The 23,790-nt window shown below is 49.6% G+C and carries 23 protein-coding genes; 5 read left to right on the top strand and 18 right to left on the bottom strand.

The window, feature by feature from the left end:
- Positions 1-12 precede the first annotated feature (12 nt).
- The 5 genes from M1L66_RS08755 to M1L66_RS08735 form a co-directional block, all read right to left on the bottom strand.
- Positions 13-1,164 (bottom strand): class II fructose-bisphosphate aldolase, encoded by a 1,152-nt coding sequence (locus M1L66_RS08755; RefSeq protein WP_002600860.1) that lies wholly within the window; start codon positions 1,162-1,164, stop codon positions 13-15.
- A gap of 77 nt (positions 1,165-1,241) precedes the next feature.
- Positions 1,242-2,063, bottom strand: coding sequence for a hypothetical protein (locus M1L66_RS08750; RefSeq protein ID WP_002600861.1), 822 nt, complete (start codon positions 2,061-2,063; stop codon positions 1,242-1,244).
- 143 nt (positions 2,064-2,206) lie between these two features.
- The gene (locus M1L66_RS08745) at positions 2,207-3,295 is read right to left on the bottom strand and encodes an ABC transporter substrate-binding protein (RefSeq protein WP_002600862.1); all 1,089 of its coding nucleotides are present in this window, start codon (positions 3,293-3,295) and stop codon (positions 2,207-2,209) included.
- A gap of 85 nt (positions 3,296-3,380) precedes the next feature.
- The gene (locus M1L66_RS08740) at positions 3,381-4,172 is read right to left on the bottom strand and encodes an ABC transporter ATP-binding protein (RefSeq protein ID WP_002600863.1); all 792 of its coding nucleotides are present in this window, start codon (positions 4,170-4,172) and stop codon (positions 3,381-3,383) included.
- On the bottom strand, positions 4,148-4,951 hold the full coding sequence (locus M1L66_RS08735; protein WP_117620888.1) for an ABC transporter permease: 804 nt from the start codon (positions 4,949-4,951) through the stop codon (positions 4,148-4,150). The genes M1L66_RS08740 and M1L66_RS08735 overlap by 25 nt, the downstream gene beginning before the upstream one ends.
- 241 nt (positions 4,952-5,192) lie before the next feature.
- Here M1L66_RS08735 and M1L66_RS08730 point away from each other — a divergent pair, with 241 nt between their 5' ends.
- Complete coding sequence (locus M1L66_RS08730; protein ID WP_434692287.1) at positions 5,193-6,239, top strand: LacI family DNA-binding transcriptional regulator; 1,047 nt, start codon at positions 5,193-5,195, stop codon at positions 6,237-6,239.
- A 28-nt stretch (positions 6,240-6,267) separates the two neighbouring features.
- Positions 6,268-7,149: an aldose 1-epimerase family protein gene (locus M1L66_RS08725; RefSeq protein ID WP_434692284.1), complete on the top strand. Its 882-nt coding sequence runs from the start codon at positions 6,268-6,270 to the stop codon at positions 7,147-7,149.
- A 168-nt stretch (positions 7,150-7,317) separates the two neighbouring features.
- On the opposite strand, the gene M1L66_RS08720 is transcribed toward M1L66_RS08725, so the two are convergent.
- Entirely contained in the window at positions 7,318-7,938 is a 621-nt protein-coding gene (locus M1L66_RS08720) for a LytR/AlgR family response regulator transcription factor (protein ID WP_434692281.1), read from the bottom strand.
- Positions 7,939-8,108: 170 nt separating this feature from the next.
- Here M1L66_RS08720 and M1L66_RS08715 point away from each other — a divergent pair, with 170 nt between their 5' ends.
- Positions 8,109-8,291, top strand: coding sequence for a hypothetical protein (locus tag M1L66_RS08715; RefSeq protein WP_002600868.1), 183 nt, complete (start codon positions 8,109-8,111; stop codon positions 8,289-8,291).
- Positions 8,292-8,388: 97 nt separating this feature from the next.
- Here M1L66_RS08715 and M1L66_RS08710 read toward each other — a convergent pair whose 3' ends face one another.
- Positions 8,389-9,237, bottom strand: a complete 849-nt coding sequence (locus M1L66_RS08710) for an SDR family oxidoreductase (RefSeq protein ID WP_110321290.1) — start codon at positions 9,235-9,237, stop codon at positions 8,389-8,391.
- A gap of 65 nt (positions 9,238-9,302) precedes the next feature.
- The gene (gene uxuA, locus M1L66_RS08705) at positions 9,303-10,358 is read right to left on the bottom strand and encodes a mannonate dehydratase (protein ID WP_002600870.1); all 1,056 of its coding nucleotides are present in this window, start codon (positions 10,356-10,358) and stop codon (positions 9,303-9,305) included.
- Between the two features lie 189 nt (positions 10,359-10,547).
- Between uxuA and M1L66_RS08700 the strand changes: the two genes are divergently transcribed.
- Positions 10,548-11,426, top strand: a complete 879-nt coding sequence (locus tag M1L66_RS08700) for an AraC family transcriptional regulator (RefSeq protein WP_434692276.1) — start codon at positions 10,548-10,550, stop codon at positions 11,424-11,426.
- 44 nt (positions 11,427-11,470) lie between these two features.
- On the opposite strand, the gene M1L66_RS08695 is transcribed toward M1L66_RS08700, so the two are convergent.
- The 3 genes from M1L66_RS08695 to M1L66_RS08685 are packed head-to-tail and all read right to left on the bottom strand — an operon-like array spanning position 11,471 to position 12,929.
- The gene (locus M1L66_RS08695; RefSeq protein WP_434692274.1) at positions 11,471-11,896 is read right to left on the bottom strand and encodes a hypothetical protein; all 426 of its coding nucleotides are present in this window, start codon (positions 11,894-11,896) and stop codon (positions 11,471-11,473) included.
- A complete protein-coding gene (locus tag M1L66_RS08690; RefSeq protein WP_187022792.1) occupies positions 11,893-12,228 on the bottom strand; it encodes a branched-chain amino acid transporter permease in 336 nt (111 codons plus the stop codon). The genes M1L66_RS08695 and M1L66_RS08690 overlap by 4 nt, the downstream gene beginning before the upstream one ends.
- Positions 12,225-12,929 (bottom strand): AzlC family ABC transporter permease, encoded by a 705-nt coding sequence (locus M1L66_RS08685; RefSeq protein WP_434692270.1) that lies wholly within the window; start codon positions 12,927-12,929, stop codon positions 12,225-12,227. Before M1L66_RS08685 ends, M1L66_RS08690 begins: the two co-directional genes overlap by 4 nt.
- A 90-nt stretch (positions 12,930-13,019) precedes the next feature.
- Between M1L66_RS08685 and M1L66_RS08680 the strand changes: the two genes are divergently transcribed.
- Positions 13,020-13,979 carry a radical SAM protein gene (locus M1L66_RS08680; RefSeq protein WP_434692267.1) on the top strand — a complete coding sequence of 320 codons (960 nt, stop codon included), beginning with the start codon at positions 13,020-13,022 and terminating at the stop codon, positions 13,977-13,979.
- A 47-nt stretch (positions 13,980-14,026) separates the two neighbouring features.
- Here the strand turns inward: M1L66_RS08680 and M1L66_RS08675 are convergent, their stop codons facing one another.
- The 7 genes from M1L66_RS08675 to M1L66_RS08645 form a co-directional block, all read right to left on the bottom strand.
- Entirely contained in the window at positions 14,027-16,480 is a 2,454-nt protein-coding gene (locus M1L66_RS08675) for a hypothetical protein (protein ID WP_434692265.1), read from the bottom strand.
- Between the two features lie 90 nt (positions 16,481-16,570).
- Positions 16,571-17,833, bottom strand: coding sequence for an ABC transporter substrate-binding protein (locus M1L66_RS08670; protein ID WP_434692263.1), 1,263 nt, complete (start codon positions 17,831-17,833; stop codon positions 16,571-16,573).
- Between the two features lie 78 nt (positions 17,834-17,911).
- Positions 17,912-18,730 (bottom strand): carbohydrate ABC transporter permease, encoded by an 819-nt coding sequence (locus M1L66_RS08665; protein ID WP_002600878.1) that lies wholly within the window; start codon positions 18,728-18,730, stop codon positions 17,912-17,914.
- Between the two features lie 14 nt (positions 18,731-18,744).
- Complete coding sequence (locus M1L66_RS08660; protein ID WP_055656236.1) at positions 18,745-19,656, bottom strand: carbohydrate ABC transporter permease; 912 nt, start codon at positions 19,654-19,656, stop codon at positions 18,745-18,747.
- Positions 19,656-20,801: a glycoside hydrolase family 88/105 protein gene (locus M1L66_RS08655; protein ID WP_187022797.1), complete on the bottom strand. Its 1,146-nt coding sequence runs from the start codon at positions 20,799-20,801 to the stop codon at positions 19,656-19,658. The genes M1L66_RS08660 and M1L66_RS08655 overlap by 1 nt, the downstream gene beginning before the upstream one ends.
- 167 nt (positions 20,802-20,968) lie before the next feature.
- On the bottom strand, positions 20,969-22,609 hold the full coding sequence (locus M1L66_RS08650; RefSeq protein WP_434692260.1) for a hypothetical protein: 1,641 nt from the start codon (positions 22,607-22,609) through the stop codon (positions 20,969-20,971).
- Positions 22,606-23,787, bottom strand: a complete 1,182-nt coding sequence (locus M1L66_RS08645) for an MFS transporter (protein WP_187022799.1) — start codon at positions 23,785-23,787, stop codon at positions 22,606-22,608. The genes M1L66_RS08650 and M1L66_RS08645 overlap by 4 nt, the downstream gene beginning before the upstream one ends.
- Between the last annotated feature and the right edge of the window lie 3 nt (positions 23,788-23,790).

Genomic DNA, 23,790 nt, shown 5'->3' with positions numbered 1-23,790 from the left:
ATAACACTCTGTTTAATTCTTCTTATACCGTTCAATCATCTCTTCCAGCGTCACCTGCTCCACTAACGGCGCCTTGCCGAAGGAACCGAACTGTACGATCAGCGTTCCTACTACTTCCTTTACGCCGCGCTCGACGCAGTTTACAATCGCCGCCACATCATCGTCCGGAATTGTTCCCTTCATAACCGTATCCATGATTGGCGGAAGGAAGACACGCGGGTCAAACTGGCTCTTCTTTGCCTCCAGCAGCTCATAGATTTCTCCGATCGAAGCGCTGGTACGCAGCTCCGGATATTTTACAAACAGTTCCTTCATGTTTCTTGTGACTGCCAGACGGATATCCGTATCCACGTTGATCTTATTGATGCCGCACGGAATGGCTGCCTGCAGCTCCTCAATGGAAATACCGTAGGCATTCGTCAGTTCTCCGCCCAAAGCGTTGATCTCATCTACTATGTATTTCGGCACCGTGGAGGAACCATGAGATACGAGTGCGCCGAAGATGCCTTCATGGCTTAAGCACTCCCTGATCGCCGTGGCGATCTCTTTTCTCAGCTTTACGTCTTTTCCCTTGGAAGCGCCATGCATGGTTCCGTAAGAGATAGCAAGTGCATCCACGCCGGTCTTACGGAAGAATTCCACTGCCTTTAATGGGTTAGTGTAGGTGGAGGACGCGGAGAATACATGATCTTCCACGCCGGCCAGAACGCCCAGCTCTCCTTCTACGCTGACGCCTCTCGCATGTGCATATTTTACCACTTCTCGCGTCAGATCCACGTTCTCGTCAAATGGCAGGGAGGAACCGTCGATCATAACAGAGGTATATCCGCCCTCGATCGCCGCCACACAGGAATCAAAATCACGGCCGTGATCTAAGTGCAGGACGATGGGAATATCCGAATCTGCCCCATATTTCTTTACGGCGTCCGCGATATTCTTCGCGCCGATCTTCTTATCTTCCAGTGTCGCATTCATAAAGTCGGTGCGGCCGCCCATAAAGCCGTTCGCTAAGTCTGCCCCCTGTAAAATGGCCGGGGAACGGAACATCTCGTGCACTTCAATGGCTGCTTTTGCCTGGGCTACCGCGTTTACATTAAACGCCCCCTGGCCGAATCCGTATTTTATCGTTGCCTCCATCAGAGGTCTTAAGGGAATCAATGGCATTGTCTATATCCTCACTTTCTTTTCTGTCGCCAGTCTGTATCAATTACTTTGTATCTCTTATTCTGTCTTTGTATCTCTCAGTCCGTCAGCGCCGCCACGTAATCCGTCAGTGTCAGCGTAATATCCGGATGGTTCTGCAATAAGCTCACCGGGAAATCGGTGGATGGTTCCCCGTAGGCCGTGCGGCGCACTACCGCTCTGTGCCAGTTGCGGAACACTCCCAGACGGATCTTTCTCGCGTGGGCGATCTCGTAGATTCCAATCGTCACACAGTAATGCGGCATATCCTCCAGCGCTCCGCCGAAATCGCCGATGGCGTTAGCCGTTCTCGTCTCCGGTGTGATGGTGAGAACCCGCGTCTTCTGCGCCAGAAATTCCTCCGGTGAAAGAGACGGATCTGCCTCATTAAACGCCACATGGCCATTGATGCCGATGCCGCCGAAGGCAATATCGACGCCGCCCAGCTTCTCGATCAGTTCCGGTATGTAGCCTACATTTTCAGGGTCCGGGAATACTCTCTGCTCTACCGGCATGATGAGTTCCGGCTTGATCTTCGTATAGACAGTCCGTTCCATGAAGCCATGGAAGCTTAAAGGGTGATCCACGGGAATCCATTTTTTATCGTCGTCCAGATACTCGTCCATGTTGATAAACCAGGTATCCTTGAGACTTAAATTCCTTTCATTGACCATGTCTACGAAATAGGGGTACTGGCCAACCGGGCCGACCGGGCAGATAAAAACCGTCTTCTTTCCCGCCTGATTGTTCGCCTCGATCTCTTCAAACATCTCCTTTGCCATTGCCTGGAAAACCGTGGCGTTATCCGGCATGCAGATCAGCGGGAGCCTGGGTTCCTTTAAAAGCTGCTCTTTGTTGTACTGGTAATATGCGTGACTCATCATTTTCCTCCTGTCTACTGTCGGAGGGATTGAAAATGCGTTCAGATATGCATTTCGCCATCCCGCCTTAGAAAAGAGAGTGCCTCTGAATTGGAAATAGAATTTCCGGGACACTCTCTTCACCTGTGTGTTACTGTTTACTCTTACTTGCCTGCTTCAATCATGTTATCCAGCATAACGTAATCGGCTACCGGAACTTCTTTCTCTACAGCGCCGGCCTTGATAAAGTTATCCTGCTGAATCTTGTAGTAATTCTCAACGGTGCCGTCTTTGGCGCCTTCTGCTACTTCTTTTCCTGTCAGCCAGTCTGCGTCGCCGCGCTGTGCGTAAACGCTGTCGTAATCGGTTGCTGTCTGCGTGGATACGTACTTGGCAACTTCATCGTAATGATCGTCTGCAGCATAGTCCATGGCTTTGAATAAAGCCCTTGTGAAGCGCAGGATCTTATCCTGGTTCGCGTCTGCATACTTTGGTGTTGCAATCCAGCTTGCAAGGGATACTGTCGTATCAGAGAAGGTTAAATTGTCACAGATCTTTGTGGAATCTTTTACTTCCTCTAAAATCTTCAAGCTGTTTGGTGACCATGTGGCACATGCGTCAACACCGCCGGAAATCATAGCGGTTACGATACCGGATGCGTCCATATCTACGGCTGTGATGTCATCCATGGTCATGCCGGCCTTTGTCAGGCTGTTGACCAGAATGTCTTCACTGGAGGTACCAGAAGAATAAGCAACTTTCTTTCCCTTTAAATCTTCAACCTTTGTGAATCCGGGGCCGCCGATTAAAGCGTCGCCGTTGGAGATATGGGACAGAGCAAAGATCTTCGCCTGGCCGTTGACACAAAGCTTATGAGCGCCCTGTCCGATGTAGCCGACATCGATGCTGCCGGACTCCATAGCTGCGATGATGGTAGGACCGTCTGCGAATTCTACGAGATTAACGGTGATGCCTTCCTCGTCGAAAAAGCCCTTTTCTTTTGCCGTCATCACGGACCATAAGCTTCCGTAGTTAGGCATATATGCCACATTCATGGTGATCGGCTCTGCCTTGGCTTCTGTAGGAGCCTCTGTTGTCTCCTCAGCCTTTGCTTCTTCCTTTGTCGTCTCCGCCGCTGCGGCCGTTGTCGTCTCCGCAGGTGCCGCTGTTGTTGCCTCTGTCTTGGTGCTTCCGCAGCCTGCCAGTGATGCAGCTACCAGAGCCGCCATAATTAATGGTAATGCCTTCTTCATAATGTTTTCCTCCTTAAAATGATTTTTATAAAACATTGGTTTTTATATAACATTGGTTTTTATAAAACATTTCAATAAACACTCCTTATTTACGCACTTCCAGATATTCCTGATAAACCTCGCCCCAGATATACGTCTTTAAATCCAGGAATGGAAGCTCCATCTTCATCTCCTGCGTACGCGGATACGGAAGATTGATGTCCACAATCTTTTTGATGCGGCCCGGTCTCGCGCTCATAATAATGACCTTGGTGGCCAGAATAACGGCCTCCTCCACATCATGGGTGATAAAGAAACAGGTCTTCTTCTCTTCCTGCCACGTCTTTGTCAGCTCTGACTGAAGCTGGGTTCTCGTCTGCGCATCCAGCGCTCCGAAGGGCTCATCCATGAGAAGCACTTCCGGCTGCACCGCATAGGCTCTGGCGATCGCCACCCTCTGCTTCATACCGCCCGACAGTTCCTTCGGGTATGCGTCCACGAACTCCTCCAGCTCCACCATCTTGATGTACTTCATGGCGATTTCCCTGGCCTGTGCGTCGTTCATACCTTTTAATTTAAGGCCAAACATAACATTCTTTAATACGGTCAGCCATGGGAATAAGGCATACTGCTGGAAAACCACGCCTCGTTCCGTACCGGTGCCTTCCACCTTCTTGCCGTCTACGTAAACGGCGCCGGAGGTGGCCGGGAGAAGGCCTGCGATAATATTCAGCAGGGTAGACTTTCCGCATCCGGAAGGGCCGACCACGCAGATAAATTCATTCTCCATAATATCCAGGTCAATGCCGTTTAACGCCACCATACGGCCCTTGCGGCCTTCATAGATCTTCTCCACATGATCGATCTTAACCTTTATATTTCTCTCGTTTCCTGCCATCCCGTGAACTTCCTTTCCAGATATTTGATGATCTTTTCACTCGTAATTCCGATGATACCGATGATAATGATGTAGAGAAGCATCGGCGGAACATCGAAGCTGTTGTTTAAAGAACGGATTCTCATACCGAGTCCTGCTACGGCGCCTGTCGATTCTGCGGCGATTAAGGTTGTCAGTGCAACGGATACGCCGAGACGGACTGCCGTGATGATAAATGGGGTGGTTGCCGGGAAAATAACCTTTACAAAAATATCTCTGTCTTTTGCTCCCAGAACCCGGGCGGCCTTGATCAGTGTCTCATCCACGTTGCGGACGCCCTGATAAATGGTAACGCACATAATTAAGAAAGTTGCAAGCCAGATAACGATAACCTGTGGCTTTCTGCCGACGCCTGCCGCGATAACAACAAGCGGTACGTAAGCCAGAGGCGGAATATTACGAATAAACTGAATCCAAGGTTCTACTATGTAGCGTACCGGACGGTACCATGCCATCATAAACGCGATAGGCACTGCTGTGACAAAGCCAAGGATAAATCCCAGAATGACGGAAATCATACTGCTGGAGAAGTCGTTCCACAAAACCCCTCTCTCAATCATAGTTTTCAGTGATTTGACTACCTCCGGTAAAAATGGAAAACTTCTTGCGGTAGACGGATTGACCGAAAGCCAGAACCAGAGCACAATGGCAACCAAAAATGATATCAGCAGCCAACCCCAGTTCGGTATTGCGGCAACGATGTCCTTCTTCTTTTTGTTTTCAGAATTCCCAAAAGACATTTGTAAATCCCCTTTCTTTGTGATTTTCCCCAATACACATCTCTATTTTATGTGTATATTATAACACATTGTATAAATTTAGCACCTCTTATTTAGTCAAACGTTTGCGTAACCGTAAAGATAAAACTTCACGCAAACGTTTGACCATTCACCTATGGCATTTTGACCATTTTTCGTGTATACTTATGATAAACTGGCATGAATAATTAGGATGTTAAACTTAAGTAAAGGGGGCTGGTTTATGACACTGAAAGAAATCGCCAAAGAAGCCGGCGTATCCATCTCCACGGTTTCCCGGGTCATCAATAAAAACAGCACAAATGCGGCCAGCAAAGAGGTGCAGGACCGGATCTGGGAGATTGTGAGGCGCACGGGATATACTCCTAACAGCACGGCCCGCGATTTAAAGATGGGAGGCACCGATTCTCCCGAACCGCTCTCCCGCTCGATTGCCTGTCTCTTTGCCCGGACGGAGGATTCCAAATCGGATCTTTTCTTCTCCACGCTGGCACGCAGTATTGAACAGGAGGCATTTAAGCATAATTATGTGCTCAAGTACTCCTTTACCGCCATTGACATCCATCATCCCAACACCTTCCGTCTCATTACGGACAACCATGTGGACGGCGTCGTTGTGCTGGGTCGGTGCGACAAACAGACGCTCAGCTTTTTAAAGAAGTATTTCAACTGCGTCGCCTATACCGGTTTGAATATTCTGGATGCAAAGTACGACCAGGTCATCAGCGACGGCTACCAGGCCTCACTGACCGCTATGAACCACCTTATGAGTCTCGGCCACACGCGAATCGGATATATCGGGGAGACCAGGGATGAGGACCGCTACACCGGTTACTGTACCGCACTGAACACAGGCGGCATTCCCTTGAAGAAGGAATACGTAGCAGATGTCCCCCTGTCATCGGAAGGCGGCTACCGCGGTGCCAGACAGCTGATTGACCGGGTTGTCGATGTCTCCGCCCTCTTCTGCAGCAATGATGTGACAGCCATCGGAGCAATGAGAGCCATTCAGGAAACGGGATGCCGGATTCCGGAGGATGTCTCCATCATCAGCATCGATGATATCGATACGGCCCAGTATCTCTCCCCCATGCTGACCACCATTCACATGCCGGTGGAGGAGATGGGACAGATGACGGCAAAAATCCTGATTGACCGCATCGAGGGCGGCCACCGCCTTCCGATCCGCATGAATCTGCCGTACTACCTGGCCAGCCGCGAAAGCTGCGGTCAGTACCATCCTTCCAGAAGCTTAGCAAAGTCAAAATAATTAATATAGAAGAAAAGAGGTAAATTTTATGCTCGTAACGATCTTTGATTCCAACGGATCCGCTGTCATTGACAGCATCGGTGCTCAGTTAATCTCCTATAAAGACAGCACCGGAAAAGAATACATCTGGCAGAGAGACCCGAAATTCTGGAACCGCTGCTCCCCGCTGTTGTTTCCCATTGTAGGAAACTGCCGGAACAACAAAACTATTATTGAGGGGGAGACTTACCATATCGAAAAACACGGCTTCTGCCGCGATGTAGATTTCCAGGTCACCAGACAGTCCGATACCATGGTTACCTTTGAGATTCACGATACGGAAGAGACGAAAGCCATTTATCCCTACTCCTTCCGCCTCTCCTTAACTTATGTCATTGAGAACGGCATGCTTTCCATGGAATACTGCGTAGCCAACACCGATGACAGGACCATCTACTACTGCCTCGGCGCTCATCCCGGATTTAACTGTCCGATGGAGGAAGGCGCTTCCTTCACCGATTACGAACTGGATTTCGAAGAGGACGAGACCGCATCCAGCATGGTTTACGATCTGGAACATTTACAGTTTGACCCCTCCCACAGAGTTCCCCGTCTCGATCACAGCCGCAGGCTGCCGCTCACAAGGGAGCTGTTCAAGGATGACGCTGTATACTTTGACGACTTAAACTCAAGGAAAGTATCCATTATCAATAAGAATACGGGACACGGTATTGAGGTGGGATTCCCTGGCTTTGAAACAGTCGCATTCTGGACCCCTTACCCGGCAGAAGCCCCATTCCTGTGCGTGGAGCCATGGAACGGTTCCGGTATCTACGCAACGGAAGATGATGAATTCGTACATAAGAATCATGTACAGAAGCTGGAAACAGGGAAAAGCAAAACTTACGGTCTTACCATGAGGATTATCTGATTGGAATAAAAAAGCCGGAATAATTTGGAAGAAGCAGCCTTTTTTCACAGTGGCTTCTCCGAATTATTCCGGTTTTCTTATATGTCGTATCTCATCTGTCGTATCTCATCTGTCATGCATGATCTGTCATACCTGATCCGCTATACCTAATCCGCTATACCTGATCTGTCATACAACGCTGTAATTTTCCTGAGCAAACTGCCTGTACTTTTCCATAAACAGCTTTCTGCGGCTGCTGCTGATATACAGCTTCTCGCCGTTAGCCATACGAATCTCATCCCCTTCCATACTGCGTATCTGCAGCATATTAATCAGAGTGTACTGATTAATGCGTGCGAAATGGTAATTGGAAAGTCTCTGTTCCTCCACATCGAGTCTGGCCTTGACCCGTATCTTTTTCTTTCCCAGCACTACGCTGGTCTTTCTGTCGTAGGATTCCAGAAAACAGATATCCTCCATGTTGTAGACTATGGGCTGTCCATTAAATACTGCTGTATATTTAGCACGGGACAATTTCTTCCATTGATCCCTTCGTCCGCAAATATAAATAATTAAGCTTTCCTGCTCCTTCTTCTTTAACTGATTAAATACAGATTCCTTTGCTGTCCAGTCAGAATCCACATAGACAATGATGGCACTATAATTCTTTTCCTCCACGGCCCTGCATAGCTCCTCCGTGGATAAAAAATAATCTTCTTTAAACAGAACCCCTCTTTTTTTCCATTTTTTAAAGTATTCTCCTGCATTATCCAGCTGTGACGTATTGCCTGCGTACACTGCTATCCTCATGCACGCTACCTCCGTAATTTCCTGATATCATATAATTTTGAGATCTCATAGTATATAACGTATTTTTCTTCTGACTGTGACGTACAAAACAAGATATTCTGCAAGTTGCGCATAAATCCGACAAAACTCCCCAAACTAATAACAGTACAGCTTTGCGAAAGGAGATACTAATGGAAGACGATAAAAATGCAATCAGCCAGCCCGATGATTTTGATGTTGATATCCAGGCGTGTTCCACCATGGACTGCACCGGCCTCATCCCCGCCCTGCCTGAAACCGAGGCGGAGCAGGAAGCCTACGAGGACTTATACCCTTACATCACGCGCGCGAAGAATATCGCAGAAGACAAATAGGCTCTGTCATAAATATCCTGAATAACGAAAACCCCCGGAAGGCGTTGTGCGCCTTTTCGGGGGTTTTGATTCTTATATCCTGTATGAAAGGAATCTCCTATACGCCTGAATAAGCAGAGAAACCACCGTCAACCGGAATAACCACGCCTGTGATGAAGCCAGCTGCCTCATTGTTTAACAGGAACAGAAGTGTTCCGTTTAATTCTTCAGCCTCGCCGAAACGTCCCATTGGAGTCGCTGCCAGAATCTTAGCAGTTCTCGCAGTAGCTGTTCCGTCCTCGTTGAACAGAAGCTTTTCATTCTGCTTTGTCACAAAGAAGCCAGGCGCCATGGCATTTACACGGATGCCGGCCTTGGAGAAATGAACAGCCAGCCACTGTGTAAAGTTGCTCACAGCTGCCTTTGCGCCGCTGTAGGCCGGAATCTTCGTCAGTGGGGTGAAGGCGTTCATGGAGGAAACGTTTAAGATGTTGCAGCCTTCTCTGCCGATCATGTCTTTCGCGAAGATCTGTGTCGGAAGCAGGGTTCCCAGGAAGTTTAAGTTGAATACGAACTCCACGCCCTTCGGATCTAAGTCGAAGAAGGATATGGTATCCGCCTCGATATCGCCCATCTCAAAGTATTCCTTCGTGGTCTGCGCCTTCGGATTGTTGCCGCCTGCGCCGTTTACCAGAACGTCACACGGACCTAACTCAGCCAGCACCTTTGCGTGAACCTCTTCCAGGCTCTCACGCTCCAGAACGTTTGCCTTGTATGCCTTTGCGGTATGGCCAGCTGCCACGATGTCCTCTGCAACCTTGCCGGCCGCCTCTTCGTTCAAATCGAGAACCGCAACCTTTGCGCCCGCCTCAGCCAGCGTCTTTGCAAACATACCGCATAAAACTCCGCCTGCGCCTGTAACAACTGCAACTTTTCCTGTTAAATCCGTTCCAAATGATAATCCCATAAGTTATTTCCCTCTTTCTATTTTAATAATCACTGATTTACAAATCTTTGATTTTTGTCTCAATCCTACCGGCTCATTTTGTCGATGGCTTCCCAGAGTCCGTTTAAATAGGTGGCGCCCAGCGCTCTGTCGTAGAGGCCGTATCCTGCGCGCCCTGTCTCCCCCCAGATCATGCGGCCGTGATCCGGACGCATATAACCGTCAAATCCATTGTCATAAAGCGCCTTTAAAATGGCAAACATATCAAGGGAACCGCAGCTGGATAAGTGCGCTCTCTCCTCGAAGCCCTGGTTGTTATCCAGAACTGCCACATTTCTCGCATGAACGAAATGGATTCTTCCCATGGCCGCATATTTAGCCGCCATCTTTACCACGTCGTTCTTATTGGAGCAGCCCAGGGAACCGGTACAGAGGGTGATGCCGTTGTGCTTATCGTCAACCAGCTTTAAGAAACGGTCCAGGTTCTCCTCGCAGGTGATGATTCTCGGAAGTCCAAAGATGCTCCAGCAGGGATCATCCTCGTGGATCGCCATATTTACGTCACACTCCGCAGCTACCGGAATGATGGCTTCCAGGAAGTATTTTAAGTTGTTCCATAAGTCGTCCTCCGACATGGCATTGTACTGGGATACCACTTTTTTTAATTCGTCTCTTGTGTAGCTGGAATCCCATCCGGGAAGTGTTAAATCGCTGTCGCTCTCAAGTGGGTTTACCTTGTCTACCTGATCCTGATAATAGACCAGTGATGTGGAACCGTCCTCCAGCACATGGTCCAGCTGAGTTCTTGTCCAGTCAAAGACAGGCATGAAATTATAACAGATGCATTTAATTCCCGCCCTGGCAACGCGGCGGATATTTTCACAGTAGTTCGCAATGTACTGGTCTCTCGTCGATTTGCCCAGCTTGATGTCCTCATGAACCGGAATGCTCTCGATCACCTCAAACGCAAGGCCCGCATCCTCGGTTTCTTTTTTAAGCTTTGCAATGCTTTCATTACTCCATACCTCGCCGACCGGAACGTCATATACGGCCGTTACGATGGAATGCATGCCCGGGATCTGGCGAATCTGCTCCAGTGTTACCTTGTCATCGTCTCCGTACCATCTGAATGATAATTTCATGATAAACCTCCTTGAATATTAGAAATTTGTCTGCAGCCCGTCATCTCGCTGCCTCATGTCCTTAGTATAACAAATTCTGTTTTGAATACCATGGATTTAGTTGCCGTTCACATTGCAAAAGTTGCGGTTCTCTACTATACTATAGCTAAGGAACAGGATGCTTCACACACTGTCTTTGGAGGTTTTCACATGAAAAAAGAATTATCTACCGGTTTTAATACCAGACAATACATGAATTCCGGGGAATTTGAGGTATTTTTTTACAATGACATCGATCTCGATCATGTGGTGGATCATACCCATCCCTATTATGAGATCTATTTTTTCCTGAACGGAGACGTGACCTATGAGGTGGACGGGAACCGGTACGAGCTGCAGTACGGCGACTATTTAATGATCCCGCCGGAGACGAGGCACCATCCCATCTTCCATTCCACCGGACAGGACTACCGAAGATTCGTGCTCTGGATCAGCCGCCCCTATTACGAGGCGCTGGTGGCCGGATCTGAGGATTTTGCCTACAGCTTCCGTCAGGTGGAGGAAAAAAAGCAGTACCATTTCCGGACAGACTTTATCATCTTTCAGGATCTCCAGGGACGACTTCTGGACATGATTGAGGAGATGAGGGGGAACAAACCGTTTCGTGAGACCTCCGCCCATTTAATGGTCTGTTCCTTCCTGCTCCATTTAAACCGGATTACCTACGACTCCCTGCACCAGGTTCCCGCTGTCTATGAAAATGTGCTCTATTTAAATGTCTGCGATTATATCAACAACCATTTAGATGAGGATCTGTCCCTTGACCACCTGGCGTCATTTTTCTATGCAAGCAAATACCATATTTCCCACGTGTTCAAGGACAACATGGGAATCTCTCTGCACCAGTACATCTTGAAGAAGCGTCTTCAGGCAAGCAAAAATGGAATCCTGTCAGGGATTCCATTTGGTGAGCTGTACCATCAGTACGGTTTTTCAGATTATACCAGTTTTTACCGTGCATTTAAAAAGGAATTCGGCCTCTCGCCGAAGGAATTCAGGGAGCAGAAGTCCCTTCCGGAGGGTTATTGAGCGGTCGCCGGGAAGCCCGGCTACCGGCTCACTGTTTCCATTGGCTACCGGCTCTCTTTCTCCCATCTGTCTCCAGCCCGGACATAGATCACGCTGCTTCCATCCTTTTGTGTCAGAAGGACAGATTCCTCCTCCGCCCCCCAGCTGATGGAAGCCAGATCCCTGACCAGATACAGATCGGGACACTGGTAGATGGGCTCGCCGCTTTCCGCATCCCGGACTGTAAAGCCCGCGTAGACCTTTCCCAGCAGCGTCTTCGTCTCTGAGGTCAGCAGAAGTCCGTTTTTCTCCTCTGCCGTCGTCTCAAATTCCGTCGCCTCGCTGCTGCGGTACGTGTGGTACTCATCATAGATATTCATGCCTATGATGATACCTGCCGCCGCCAGGACCACCGCGACCGCCAGTATAACTGGAAGCCGCCTCTTATGAACGGCCCCGTACGTTTTCACAACCTTTGATTTTTTGTTCATCCGAACACTCCCTGTATAAGCACCATGTAGATCACGGTTCCCGCTCCGATGCTCAGAAGTGAATTGCCCTTCCAGACATGGAGAAGCACGATCGCCGCGACTGATATTATCTCCGGCAGCGCATGCGGCCAGGAAATAAAATTAACGTCTTTTAAACAGTATACCACCAAAAGCCCGATTGTAGCATAGGGAAGTGTTGTTCCCAGAAAACTGATATATTTAGGAGTCTTCTTTCCTGCCGGAAACAGAATAAAGGGAAGGAATCTTGTGAGCAGTGTGGCCGCCGCCATCACAGCTATAATCACGATTCCCTGTGCAGTTCCTCCGCTCATGCCTCCATCTCCTTTCCGTTCTTCTTATAATCCCATGTGATCGCAGCCAGAATCAGAATCATGGCCGGTATGATAAATGCGCTCTGGCCAAAGACCACCACGCAGAGCGCCGATGCCGCCACGCCGGTCAATGCGGCCTTATGGCCGTTGCCCGACTTCCACTGGTCTGTAAATATAACGACAAACAACGCAGTCAGCGCAAAATCCAGTCCTGTCGTATCAAATGTAATCAGACTCCCCAGCAGCACGCCGATGACGGTTCCCGCCACCCAGTAGCACTGGTCCAGGATGGAGATCCAGAAGCAGACCCAGTATCTCGGAATGTTCTTCGGCGGCTCCTCATGGCATACGATGGAAAATGTCTCATCCGTCAGTGCAAAGATCAGATACGGCTTTAATTTCCCCGCGTCACGGTACTTGTCCAGCATGGAAAGGCCATAAAAGAGATGTCTGGCATTCAGCATCAGGGACATTAAAAATGCGTAAATGGGATTCACCATCGCCGTCAGAAATGTAATTCCCAGATACTGCAGGCTCCCCGCGTAGACAAACACGCTGATGGCGAGGGCCCACCAGATACCGAAACCGTTGATGTTCATTAAAATCCCATAGGCGGTTCCCAGCACAAGATATCCCGCCATCACCGGCACCGTCCTGGGAAATGCGTACCTGAGTGCTCTTATTCTCTCTTGATTTTCCATGTGTTATCACCTGTTCACTTGCTTTTTTTATGTATATTGTTTACTATATTAATGTAGAAAAGTGATTTTGTCAAATACAGGAGGTTCACGATGGATTTGATTTCCCAATATGATTCCTGCACGCTCTGTCCCAGGAGCTGTATGGCCGACCGCCGCACCGCTGGAGCGAAGGGCTTCTGCGGCTGCGGCGATACCGTCATGGCGGCCCGGGCGGCCCTTCACCAGTGGGAGGAGCCGTGGATCAGCGGAATCCACGGAAGCGGCACAGTATTTTTCACCGGATGTACCCTTCGCTGCTGCTTCTGCCAGAATTACCCCATCAGTCAGGAGGGACTGGGAAAGGAGATCACGGTCCGGCAGCTTGGCGATATCTTTCTTCGCCTTCAGGATGAAGGCGCTCACAATATCAATCTCGTCACCGCCACCCAGTATCTCCCCTCCGTCATCTCCGCCCTGGATCTCGTAAAGCCCAGGCTTTCCATCCCCGTGGTCTATAACTGCGGCGGCTATGAACGGACAGAGGTGGTAAAAGCCCTTAAGGGCTACGTGGACATCTGGCTGCCCGATTTGAAATACTACAGTTCCCGGCTGTCCGCCCGCTACAGCAAGGCGCCGGACTACTTTGAAAAGGCATCGGCCGCCATTCTGCAGATGATCCGGCAGACCGGGACGCCCGAATTCACTTCCTTTCAGGATCCGGAAAACCCCGATGCCCCCGCATGCACACTAATGAAAAAGGGCGTCATCATACGCCACATGGTGCTGCCCGGGGCGAAGGACGATTCCATGTTGCTGCTGCACTGGATGAAGGAGCACCTTCCGGATGGGAAATTCGATGTGAGCCTGATGAGCCAGTACACCCCATTTTATAAAAGCGGCAGTTTTCCGGAGATCAACCGCCGCATTACATCGTATGAGTACTATAAGGTAGTGGATACCGCCATTGAGCTGGGACTTGTCCATGGTTTTATGCAGGAAAAAAGCAGCGCAAAAGAAGAATATGCGCCGCCTTTTAACCTGGAAGGACTCGATTCAGTCAGTGATGCGTGAGTGTGGAAGAGCCGAAAGGCTTTCCGCACCGCAGCCGCATCCCCCTACTACAGTTTCGTCCGCAGGAACCGGAATCCCTTTGCCGGTTCCACCGATACTGCCGTACCGTTCACCAGGAATTCTTCCGCATCTCTCACCCGGATTTCACCATACTGGCTGTCTGTAAACGCAGCGCTGCGATCCCCGTTCCATTCGATTTCCATCTCTTTTAAGCTCTTCCGGAATGCCTCGAAACTGCCAAACTCTTCCTTCGACCCGCATTTTACAATCACGGCATGGTTTAATCCCCGTGATACCAGTTCTTTCTCCGTGTTGGCTCCATAGGCCGTCATCTCGTACCCGTTGGAAAACCAGCTTCCCAGATATCCGTCACCGGATTTTGCAAAGAACCAGCTGCCGTCGCAGGCATACGCCTCATACTCATAGACCGGCGTGTAGGCATGGATGAAATGTACGAGTTCGTTCGGATCGATGGCAAACACCATGACCGTTAAATTCCGGTACCGCTCGATCCACGGCATGGTTCCATTGCCCGCCCAGTAGCTGGGACGGTTTTCCCCGCTGAAGACCCGCTCTCCCGGATGATTGACATAGAAGATAGCCGGACGTTCCTTTCCGAATACCACATTCATCAGATGCTGCTGATGGCCGTGACGGAATGGCTTAAACCGTCTGACTCCCGCCGTTAAGTACTCTCCGGTCCGGTAAGTGTTGATCTTCACCCCTGCGATTCCCTGGTCGGTTTCCATGGCCACCCCCTGTCCTGGCCGGGGACAGCATTCCATTTCGTAGTCCTCCGGTTCGTAATCGCTGATGGCGTATAAACAGGTGGCATTGCCGTAATAGGTACAGTAGCCTCTCCCCGTGGACACCCAGCTCACAAAATTCGGTTCGACCTGCAGCCGCGTCTTGATGGTCTCCTCGTAAATTCTTCCGTAGGTGGTATTCATCACGCCCTCAAAGGAGTTAAATCCGATGACCTGCATGGTAAAATCCAGCGCCCTTTTAGCCTTCTGCCGGATGTCCTCATCGGGAGCGTTCAAATACAGGCTGAAAAATCCGATCAGATCGATGGGAATATAGGTTGCCGAATTCCACTCCGCGTAACCGCAGGCAAAAAAGTTGTCGAACCATGCAAGCACCCGTTTCTTCCCGATTTCAGACTGCTCCGCTCCCATTCTGCCGCTGACGGTAAATGTCTCTTTCCCGAAAATACAGCCCCAGAGATACTGGGAAACGTGGAACAGGAATGCGTGATTTTCGCTGAAATACCACATAACGTCATTTCCCGGTTCATCGATCCAGTACCGGAAATTCAGCACCATCGCCTTGATCCGCTCCGCCTTTTCCGGCGTCAGAAGATTCCGGTAGCGGGTCATTAAGAGGGTCAATGGAGCGAGGCTGAAGTCCGCGCAGTCGTCGTGGCGCTCGACTTTTTTGCAGGCCAGATCAAAGCCCTTCTCCGCATTGTCATTCCAGCCCTTTAACAGCTCCAGGGAGGTAATTACGGACTGGAAACCGATCTCGCCGTTCTTCACCAGGAATTCCAGGGCCTGCTGCTTCCTCTCCCCGATCGTCGCCGCCGGCTCCAGCACGATCCGGCTTTTCGGAATGATCCCGACGAATAAATTTCTCGGTACCACGTAGTTCCCCACCGTTAAACAGGCGGAGATTCTTGAGAGACGGATGCTGCTTTTCTCTGTCTCAGCAAATACCAGGTAATCCTCATCCTTTTTCAGCGTCATTTCCGAATGTTCTATATCGGAAAGCTGCATTCCGGTTCCGCAGGGACTTGAAGTTAAGTACACCCTGGTGTCGCCGTCCAAAAGTGTCCGGTCGTAGCAGAGACGGACCTCTCCCTCCGTATACATATCCTGCTGAAAATAGCAGCTCTTTAAGATTTCTTCCGCCTTTTTTATCTCCTCCGGCTGTTCGGTCACTTCCACACTGCCTTCCACCGGCGCCCCGCCCTTATACCGCAGTTCAAAATAGAAGAAGACATCACGTTCCGCCAGTTCATCCGCGTAAACCTTAATTTCATTAAGGCCTTTTTTCAGAAAAAGGTTCACCCGGGTGTGGCCTGCAATATTTCTGGTGTAAGGCGTATAGCAGGCCTGTTCCCCGCCGTTCACCCACACTCTGACTCCGCCGCAGGTATAGAGATCGAACGGGTAGCTTCCCTCCGCCGCCGCGCGCACGCACGCCTTCGCATGGACGTATATGTAATGGGGCGTGTGGAGAAACGTGGATAAGTCAATTCTGTTATTCTCAAACGGGAAATAAAGATTCTCGTACGGGCCGTCATACCGGGCCGCCTTTTGGATCCTTTCTTCCTTTAAAAATGCCTCTCTGACCGGATACACCACCTGAACATAGGATTCCTCCATGTTCACCTCGGCCTCAAAGGATTTCTTCGGGGAATGGAATGGTTCCTTCCCCATGGCTGTCACATTCCATCTGCTGATTGTCTCGACATATCCGATCTGATACGTTAATTCCATGATTTTTTCTCCCTGAATGCAGCACTGGGATATGAAAGAAGCTTTCATATCCCATGTACCTGATGATAAGTATTCAAAATAAACTTTCGCTTACTCATGAACTCCTGTAAGGTTCTCCAGGAACTGAGTCACTACGTAATCCATGACGCCGTCCGCGTCAAGCTCGCCTGCGATCGCCCGGTCGAGTGCATCGCGCAGTGCGTTTCCTGTATTTTCACCGCTGTGCTCCTGCTCTGTGATGGACTGGTCATACTGAGGCTGTTTGATCGACTCTGCGATTTCCATATTGAAAATGTTGATTCCTTCGATCTCGTAGTCTACTTCTACGTCCTTCGTTCCCGGCAGATAATTGCCGGTCTGGCAGTAGAGGGAGTAATTCTCCGGCTGATAGAACCATTCCAGAAACTTCTTCGCCTGGTCCTCCATACCTGAGCCATCGAATGCATACAGCCAGTTGCCGCCCAGACAGGTTGCCTTCTCTTTCTCATACGGCATGAGAACAGGTGTCCACTCGAAATCCTTAATATTCTGTGTATAATCTGAGATAACCCAGTTGCCTGCCATATGGGCCGCTACCGTACCTGTCTTAAATACGTCCTGCGCATTCTCTGCACCGGTACCGATGGATGCCTTGGAAATGCCGCCCTCCTTAAACATATCGAGGAAGAATTCCACACCCTTTTTCGTATCTTCACTTCTGAAGGTGACCTTTGTCGAGTCGTTCGGATCGAAATACTTCATGCCGAACTGATAAAGCACGGTTCCGGAACGCTGCTGCGAGTGGTCAATCACGAAAGGAGTCGTAATCTTCTCATTCTTTTCCGCTACCTCTTTTACTGCCGCGGAGAACTCATCCCATGTCCAGCGTTCCTCTGATGTGGTCGGATAGGAAACTCCTGCCTCGTCAAAGGCCGTCTTATTGATAACCATACCTACTGCCGTATCATTTACATCTGTACCGTAAAGCTTGCCGTTCCTGACGCCGCTTCGGTTGAAGTTGTCCGGATCAAGGGAGGTGTCGTCCAGCGGAAGTACGTAATCGATATACGTATCGAAGTTTGACATCTTGCAGATCGCCGGCAGATTACCTGCCTTAGCACGGTTTTTGATCTGTGTCTCCATATCGGCATAAGCAATCTCATTGACAAATGCGCTCACGCCCTGGTCCTTGTGCTCCTCGTTGAACTTTTCTACGACAGTCTTCATCGCACCGCCTTCCAGCGTATCGTCGGCAAGCAGAATCTCCAGTTCCACATTTCCTTTTTTTGCGGACTCTTTGCCGGAGCACGCTGTCAGCATGGTCATTCCTGCCAGTGATAAACACACTGCGCCTGTCAGTAATCTTTTTTTCATGAATCATTTCCTCCTGATTTTCGTTATATGATTTGTTGTTTTTCACATTGTTCCTTAATTTCTGCCGCCATTTCCCGGTTATCCCTTAACACCAGACGACATGTTGGCGTTCATAATCTGTTTATTGAAGACGATAAATACGATCAGAATCGGAATCATGGAGAGAACCGCCGTAGAGAGCAGAACCGTCCAGTTGACCGCCTCCGCACCGGACAGCGTCCTGAGTGCAAGCTGAAGCGTATATTTCTTCGGATCACTGAGTGCGAGCAGCGGCCAGATATAGTCGTTCCATCTCCACTGGAAACTGAAGATCGCCAGAATCGCTATCTGCGGTTTACAAATCGGGAGCATGATTCTCACAAAGATGGATCCTTCATTGGCGCCATCGATCCGCGCCGATTCCATGAGCTCTGTCGGTACTGTGATAAAGAACTGCCTCATTAAGAATACACCGGTCATGGTTCCTACGGTCGGTATGATGCAGCCCCAGAGGCTGTTGTAAAGGCCAAGGGTATTCAATACGGTAAAGCTTGGACTCATAATGACCTCGGTCGGCAGCATGGTCGTCGCAAGCAGACACATAAACAGGACATTCAGCCATTTGTACTTATATTTTGCCAGCGCGTAGCCGCACATACAGCTCATTAAAACGGTGATAACCGTAGCAACCACTGTGATAAATGCGGTATTGCTGGTGTATCGGATTAAATCAAACTGCTGAAGAGCAGTCGTGTAATTCTCCAGTGTAAAATGCTCCGGCAGTATGGTCAGCGGATAATTAAATAATTCCGATCCATCCTTAAAGGAACTGATAATCAGCCATATGACCGGGAAAATCCAGAGAATGGCGAAACCGAATGCGAACACATATTTTAAAACTTTATTTGCAGTTTTCACTTTTCTCCACCTCCCTAATCATTGCTCTTGTCGCTGACCTTCGTCTGTACGAAAGAAAGGATCAGCAGGATTACAAACAGCACCATGGAAACGGCACTCGCGTATCCGACCTTGTTCTTGGTAAAGCCGGTTGTGTAGATATACTGGATCATGTATGTCGTGGCCGTACCCGGACCTCCGTTCGTAAGGGTCTGCACCATGGCGAACACTTTGAAGGAGGAAATCACGGAGAGAATGATGACCATGAAGGAAACCGGTTTTAAATGGGGCAGAATAATATGCTTGAATGACTGCCATTTGTTTGCCCCGTCTAAATTTGCCGCTTCCAGCAGCTCTCCCGGAACCTGTTTGAGCGCCCCGATGAAAATCAGCATATTCGTTCCGCATCCGGACCAGATGCCCGCAATGATCGTGGTAACGAAGGCGGCCGTCGGATTTGTCGCCCATTTGATTCCGTCCAGCCCGATACACTGAAGCAGGTAGTTGATGAGGCCGAAGCTCTCGCCGAATATCCATCTCCAGGTAAGACCGACCATGATGGTCGAAAGCAGGATCGGCCAGTAAATCAGGATTCTTAAGATCGTAATGCCTTTGATTTTCTCTGAGGAGAGTAAAAGTCCCAGCCCCAGCGCCACCGCGTAGCCCAGAGGCACGGAAACGATGGAATAAAGAATCGTCTGCCACAGGGTCTTATAGAATTCCGGATCACGAAACAGCTTGATGTAATTGCTCAGCCCGACGAAATCCATCTGCTTAAACCCATTGTAATTGGTTAATGAATACCAGACACCTACTATCGCAGGCGCTACGAAGAATACCAGAAAGAACAGGATATTGGGCAGACAGAAACCAAATGCCCAAAGCTGGCGCGTGTCCCTCTTCTTTCTTCTGGCAGGCGCAGCCCCCGCCGTGTTCGTATTTGCCATTATTTTACCTCCCTTGTCAGCTCTTTTCTCGCTTCAATCAGATACAGGATCGCCATCGCCTGCCCGTAAGGCATCGGACGGATCTCAATGTCCTTGTAAAACTGCTTCTCGTCCCTTCCCATCGGGGTTCCGTAGGATACCTGTCCTACCACGCCGTCCTCGCTGATGTAATCCATCACAGCTCCCAGCGGCTTCATTCCGCATTCTGCAAAGGATTCATCGATCAGTCCCATGTGGGCTGCCTTCAGCATACCGTATGCAAAGCCGGTCGTTGCGCTGGTCTCCAGATAAGAATCACTGTCGTCGATCAGCGTATGCCACATTCCATTGTCCGCCTGGTAGGTCTTTAAGGCTTCCACCTGGTTTAAGAGAGTCTCGGTCAGGAGCCTCCTGATCACCGGTTCGCAGTCGTCTCCCAGGATCGCGATCAGCTCCGGAATCGCGATCGTAACCCAGCTGTTGCCTCTTCCCCATAGCCCTCCGGCGAAATTATGCCTGCCGTTGAAGGTCCATCCATGAAACCACAGCCCTGTCTTCCGGTCCTCCAGATACTTTTTGTGGAGTTCAAACTGATACTGGGCCTCCTCGATGCACGCCCTGTCATTCATCAGTTTCCCCATTCTGGCAATAAAGAGAATGGTCATAAACAGAGTGTCGTCCCAAAGCTCCTGTTCATTCAGCGTATCGGAGGTGAGATGCTGGAATCCACCTTCCTTCGTTCTCGGAAGCTCAGTCAAAACCTTTTTAAGCCATTCCCTGCAAGTCTCCCAGTAAGTCTCATTCTTTGTGTATTCATACAGATATGTAAGTGTCAGCATGGGTGCCGTGGTGTTGATGTTGCAGGATGGAAGGCCGTCGGCAATCCGCTCATCGTAATACCGTTTCAGCATGGCAAGCGCCTTCTCGTCCCGGTTTTCTTCGAACTGCTTCCAGAGCCCGAACAGCCCGACTCCCTGAGTCCATTCCCAGAAACGGTATTTCTGTACATCGTCTCCCGCCAGGTTATCGGTTTTCATGTTCTGAAGGAAAATATCATCATCATCGTAAAGAACTTTTTCAAATCCATTGATGAGACATTCCAGTTTTTCTGTAATTTCCTCCAAAAGCATGTCTTTCTTTTCTTCCAGATTATTTTTCATCATCATCTCGCTGTCTCCTTAAACTATCTATATTATATAGCCAATCATTCTGGCAAGCTATGCAATTATTGTTAGAAATAGAGTAAAAGTATTGCATATCTTGCTCAAAACGGCTATTATGAATATTTCCGTTCGCCGCACAGCGGAGGATGCCAGCGGGCGGCAAACTGAAACTATTTTACACAAATTTTAAATACTTTTTCCAGTGGTGTATACTCATTGCAGTACACCGTAAATCCAGAGTCGTTGACCTCTTCCCCGGAATAATGCCCTTTGAACTCATGACTTCCAAATCCCGGCCCCATAACAAGCTCTCTGTCGCTGTCCTTCACCTGTAAACAGCCATCCCGCAGAATCATGCCGCTTCCGGCCTCTGCCTTCATATAAAAATGTTCATTTTCAACCGTTGTCCCTGCGGGTATGCAGATCTCCAACCGGAGAGGAAGCCCCTTTAATCCATCTGCCTTTAAACGAAGTTCCAGCCCCTCGGGAAGCTCCCGGATCTCCAGCCTCGTGTTCAGCCTTTCCGGAAGCAGCTTCTTCCTCTTCGTCTGGTCCATCTCCCACCAGTCGGAGGTGCTCTGAGGCTCGTCAAAGGGAAGATAGTACCAGGAGTCAAACGCCTCGCTCAGCACGCAGCCCTGCTCGTTGACTTCCATCGTCTTCGGGACGAAATTCCGCTTCTCGCAGCAGCTCTCGCCAATCTTCACACAAACAGCCGTACTTCCCGTCTTAAAAAACAGAAAGGAACTCTTTCCATTCAGAACCGTGTAGGTATACTCCTCTTTTTTCACCCGGAGAACGCCCGAGTGTCTGAAGTATTTCCGGTAGGATTCCGCAAATCCGTATTTCGTAAATTCATGCTTCATCATCTCATCGTGTGTCATAATCACCGGGAAGCAGTCCGGTGCAATATCGCCGCGTTCCATATTATCCTTTATGATCTTATGCGCCGCACCACCGAAGACTCCGTCATCCCCCAGACACGCCGCGTATAAGTACTGGTAAAAGTACTTGTCCGCATATTCGGCTCTCCCCTTATCCTGACGGGACGAGTTCTGTGTGAAAATGGTATCGTCCGGGTCGATATAGAGGAGCATCATCTTCAGATTTTTTCTTGCGTAGTCGTAATAAAGCTCCTCGCCGGTCTCCTGTCCAATGGCAAACATGGCGTTATTGACAACGGCATTGTAATTACCGGTGGAACGCTCGGCATATTCGCCGTCCTCATCCTCATCGACTCCCTCGGCCAGATACTGGGCCGCCCGTTTTTTAAGGCTGTCCGCGAACGCCGCGTCCTCAGCGAATAAGTTAGCTCCCTGCAAAAGCGCCGCGGTTATGCCCCATCTGTGATTCGGCGTGTGGAATCCGCCGTCACGGATCGCCTTTAACGCATCCTGCATGATAACCAGATATTTTTTCTTCAGAACCTCTGTCTTATCCCCGCCGGTTCCGTATTTGTCTAACAGACGATACCCCAGGATCAGCCTCTTGAAGCAGAAGGAAGTATCGGCGGCTGACTGGAAGTTGCAGGTAGGATAATCAAAGGATCCATTTTCCCTCTGCATTTTCCGGACAAAGCCGCAGGCCAGATCAATCGCGTCAAACAGTGCTTCGTTCCGGTAAAATCTGCTGTCTTCCTTAAAATAGACAGACAGCGCCGTGGCCATATGGTAGATGGTCGTCTTCGCCTCCGCCACATCACCGTGCATCCCGCCATACTGGATACTCTCCGGATTTTTATCCTGGCTTCTTAAAAAGTGATCGGTTCTGATCTCGGCACCCTTCATCAGGTGTTTTATATAACGTTTCATTCCACATTCCTCCAAATATATTTTTGCAGTGCCATGTAACAGATATTAAATCCGACCATACAGGCCGGCAGTATCATAAAGCTTAACCGGTATCCGATCGCCCCCGTGATCACCCCGAAGAACAGGTTGAACACAATATCCGCAACCGTCGCCACGCTGATAATCGCGCCTGTTCTGGTCGCCACTACCCCGGCCGGATATATCTGCTGAATCAGCAGCACCATGGTCGGGTAGAGCACAGAAATCGCCAGGCCGGATATGCTTAGAAGCAGAATTCCATTTTCCCCGGTCAGGATGCCCGCACAGAACAGCAGTGTTCCCACCGTTCCAAAGATCCGGATACTTTTCACCGTTCCCATTTTCTGGACTACCGGCGCAAAGATCAGCCGCCCAGCCGTCATACCGCCCCAGAACAGGGATAGGTAAACCGAGGCTTTGCCGCTTGGAATCTGGAACGCCTGAATACAGTATGAGAAGAGCCAGTTCATGATTCCGTGCTCCCCGATGAAGTAAAAGCCTATCATGGTGCACAGGAGAATGAATACTGCCGGTTTGGGATTTGCCTGCGTAACGGGGGCTTCCGTTTTGCCTTTGGATTGCAGGTGTTCCGGCTGCTTCTCTCCCCTCAACGGAATTAAAATAAGGAGAAAGCCTGCGGCCGCTCCAATCAGCAGCAGAAGGAAGCTCACGCCCTTAAACCCGGGATAGCTGAGCCCATACCGTCCCAGCACAAACTGGCTGCCGCTGGTTCCTATTCCCTGAATAAAGAAGAAAATATTCACCATCAGCCCCGCATATCCGCTGAAAACCACCGGCGTTAAAATATTTACTGTGGTATTTAACAGTGTCGATGCTCCCAGCGCAAAAAACATGGAGATCAGAATGCAGATATAGCTGTCGGACACCACGTTTAAAAGCATGGACAGCGCCCAGATTGCCGTCACCGACAGTACCACCGTTTTCCGCCCGAACGTATCCAGAAGCTTTCCGCCCAGACTCAGAAACAACAGATTTCCCACATAGCTGATGGTAACAATCAGGGACAGCTGGGTATCGCTGAGCGCATACCGGTTCTGAAACACAGGGGCGAATATGCCTCTGAGCGAATCGCTGGAACCCAGCCCGAACATCAGAACCGCAAAACACAAAAATGGAACTGCTTTTTTCCACGTCTTCATTTA

Origin of the sequence: Hungatella sp. SB206 (assembly GCF_051132295.1) — a bacterium.
Taxonomy (GTDB): domain Bacteria; phylum Bacillota; class Clostridia; order Lachnospirales; family Lachnospiraceae; genus Hungatella; species Hungatella effluvii.
Note: the sequence above shows the minus strand (reverse complement) of the source record. Positions and strands in the feature narration are given on the sequence as shown.

Bases quoted from the DNA above. Each gene is read 5' to 3' on its own strand.
- M1L66_RS08725 (WP_434692284.1), top strand. From the start codon at position 6,268: ATGCTCGTAACGATCTTTGATTCCAACGGATCCGCTGTCATTGACAGC.
- M1L66_RS08730 (WP_434692287.1), top strand. From the start codon at position 5,193: ATGACACTGAAAGAAATCGCCAAAGAAGCCGGCGTATCCATCTCCACG.
- M1L66_RS08700 (WP_434692276.1), top strand. From the start codon at position 10,548: ATGAAAAAAGAATTATCTACCGGTTTTAATACCAGACAATACATGAAT.
- M1L66_RS08755 (WP_002600860.1), bottom strand. From the start codon at position 1,164: ATGCCATTGATTCCCTTAAGACCTCTGATGGAGGCAACGATAAAATAC.
- M1L66_RS08710 (WP_110321290.1), bottom strand. From the start codon at position 9,237: ATGGGATTATCATTTGGAACGGATTTAACAGGAAAAGTTGCAGTTGTT.
- M1L66_RS08670 (WP_434692263.1), bottom strand. From the start codon at position 17,833: ATGAAAAAAAGATTACTGACAGGCGCAGTGTGTTTATCACTGGCAGGA.
- M1L66_RS08720 (WP_434692281.1), bottom strand. From the start codon at position 7,938: ATGAGGATAGCAGTGTACGCAGGCAATACGTCACAGCTGGATAATGCA.
- M1L66_RS08675 (WP_434692265.1), bottom strand. From the start codon at position 16,480: ATGGAATTAACGTATCAGATCGGATATGTCGAGACAATCAGCAGATGG.
- M1L66_RS08750 (WP_002600861.1), bottom strand. From the start codon at position 2,063: ATGAGTCACGCATATTACCAGTACAACAAAGAGCAGCTTTTAAAGGAA.
- M1L66_RS08735 (WP_117620888.1), bottom strand. From the start codon at position 4,951: ATGTCTTTTGGGAATTCTGAAAACAAAAAGAAGAAGGACATCGTTGCC.
- uxuA (WP_002600870.1), bottom strand. From the start codon at position 10,358: ATGAAATTATCATTCAGATGGTACGGAGACGATGACAAGGTAACACTG.
- M1L66_RS08680 (WP_434692267.1), top strand. From the start codon at position 13,020: ATGGATTTGATTTCCCAATATGATTCCTGCACGCTCTGTCCCAGGAGC.
- M1L66_RS08695 (WP_434692274.1), bottom strand. From the start codon at position 11,896: ATGAACAAAAAATCAAAGGTTGTGAAAACGTACGGGGCCGTTCATAAG.
- M1L66_RS08745 (WP_002600862.1), bottom strand. From the start codon at position 3,295: ATGAAGAAGGCATTACCATTAATTATGGCGGCTCTGGTAGCTGCATCA.
- M1L66_RS08650 (WP_434692260.1), bottom strand. From the start codon at position 22,609: ATGAAACGTTATATAAAACACCTGATGAAGGGTGCCGAGATCAGAACC.
- M1L66_RS08690 (WP_187022792.1), bottom strand. From the start codon at position 12,228: ATGAGCGGAGGAACTGCACAGGGAATCGTGATTATAGCTGTGATGGCG.
- M1L66_RS08660 (WP_055656236.1), bottom strand. From the start codon at position 19,656: ATGGCAAATACGAACACGGCGGGGGCTGCGCCTGCCAGAAGAAAGAAG.
- M1L66_RS08685 (WP_434692270.1), bottom strand. From the start codon at position 12,929: ATGGAAAATCAAGAGAGAATAAGAGCACTCAGGTACGCATTTCCCAGG.
- M1L66_RS08645 (WP_187022799.1), bottom strand. From the start codon at position 23,787: ATGAAGACGTGGAAAAAAGCAGTTCCATTTTTGTGTTTTGCGGTTCTG.
- M1L66_RS08655 (WP_187022797.1), bottom strand. From the start codon at position 20,801: ATGATGATGAAAAATAATCTGGAAGAAAAGAAAGACATGCTTTTGGAG.
- M1L66_RS08740 (WP_002600863.1), bottom strand. From the start codon at position 4,172: ATGGCAGGAAACGAGAGAAATATAAAGGTTAAGATCGATCATGTGGAG.
- M1L66_RS08715 (WP_002600868.1), top strand. From the start codon at position 8,109: ATGGAAGACGATAAAAATGCAATCAGCCAGCCCGATGATTTTGATGTT.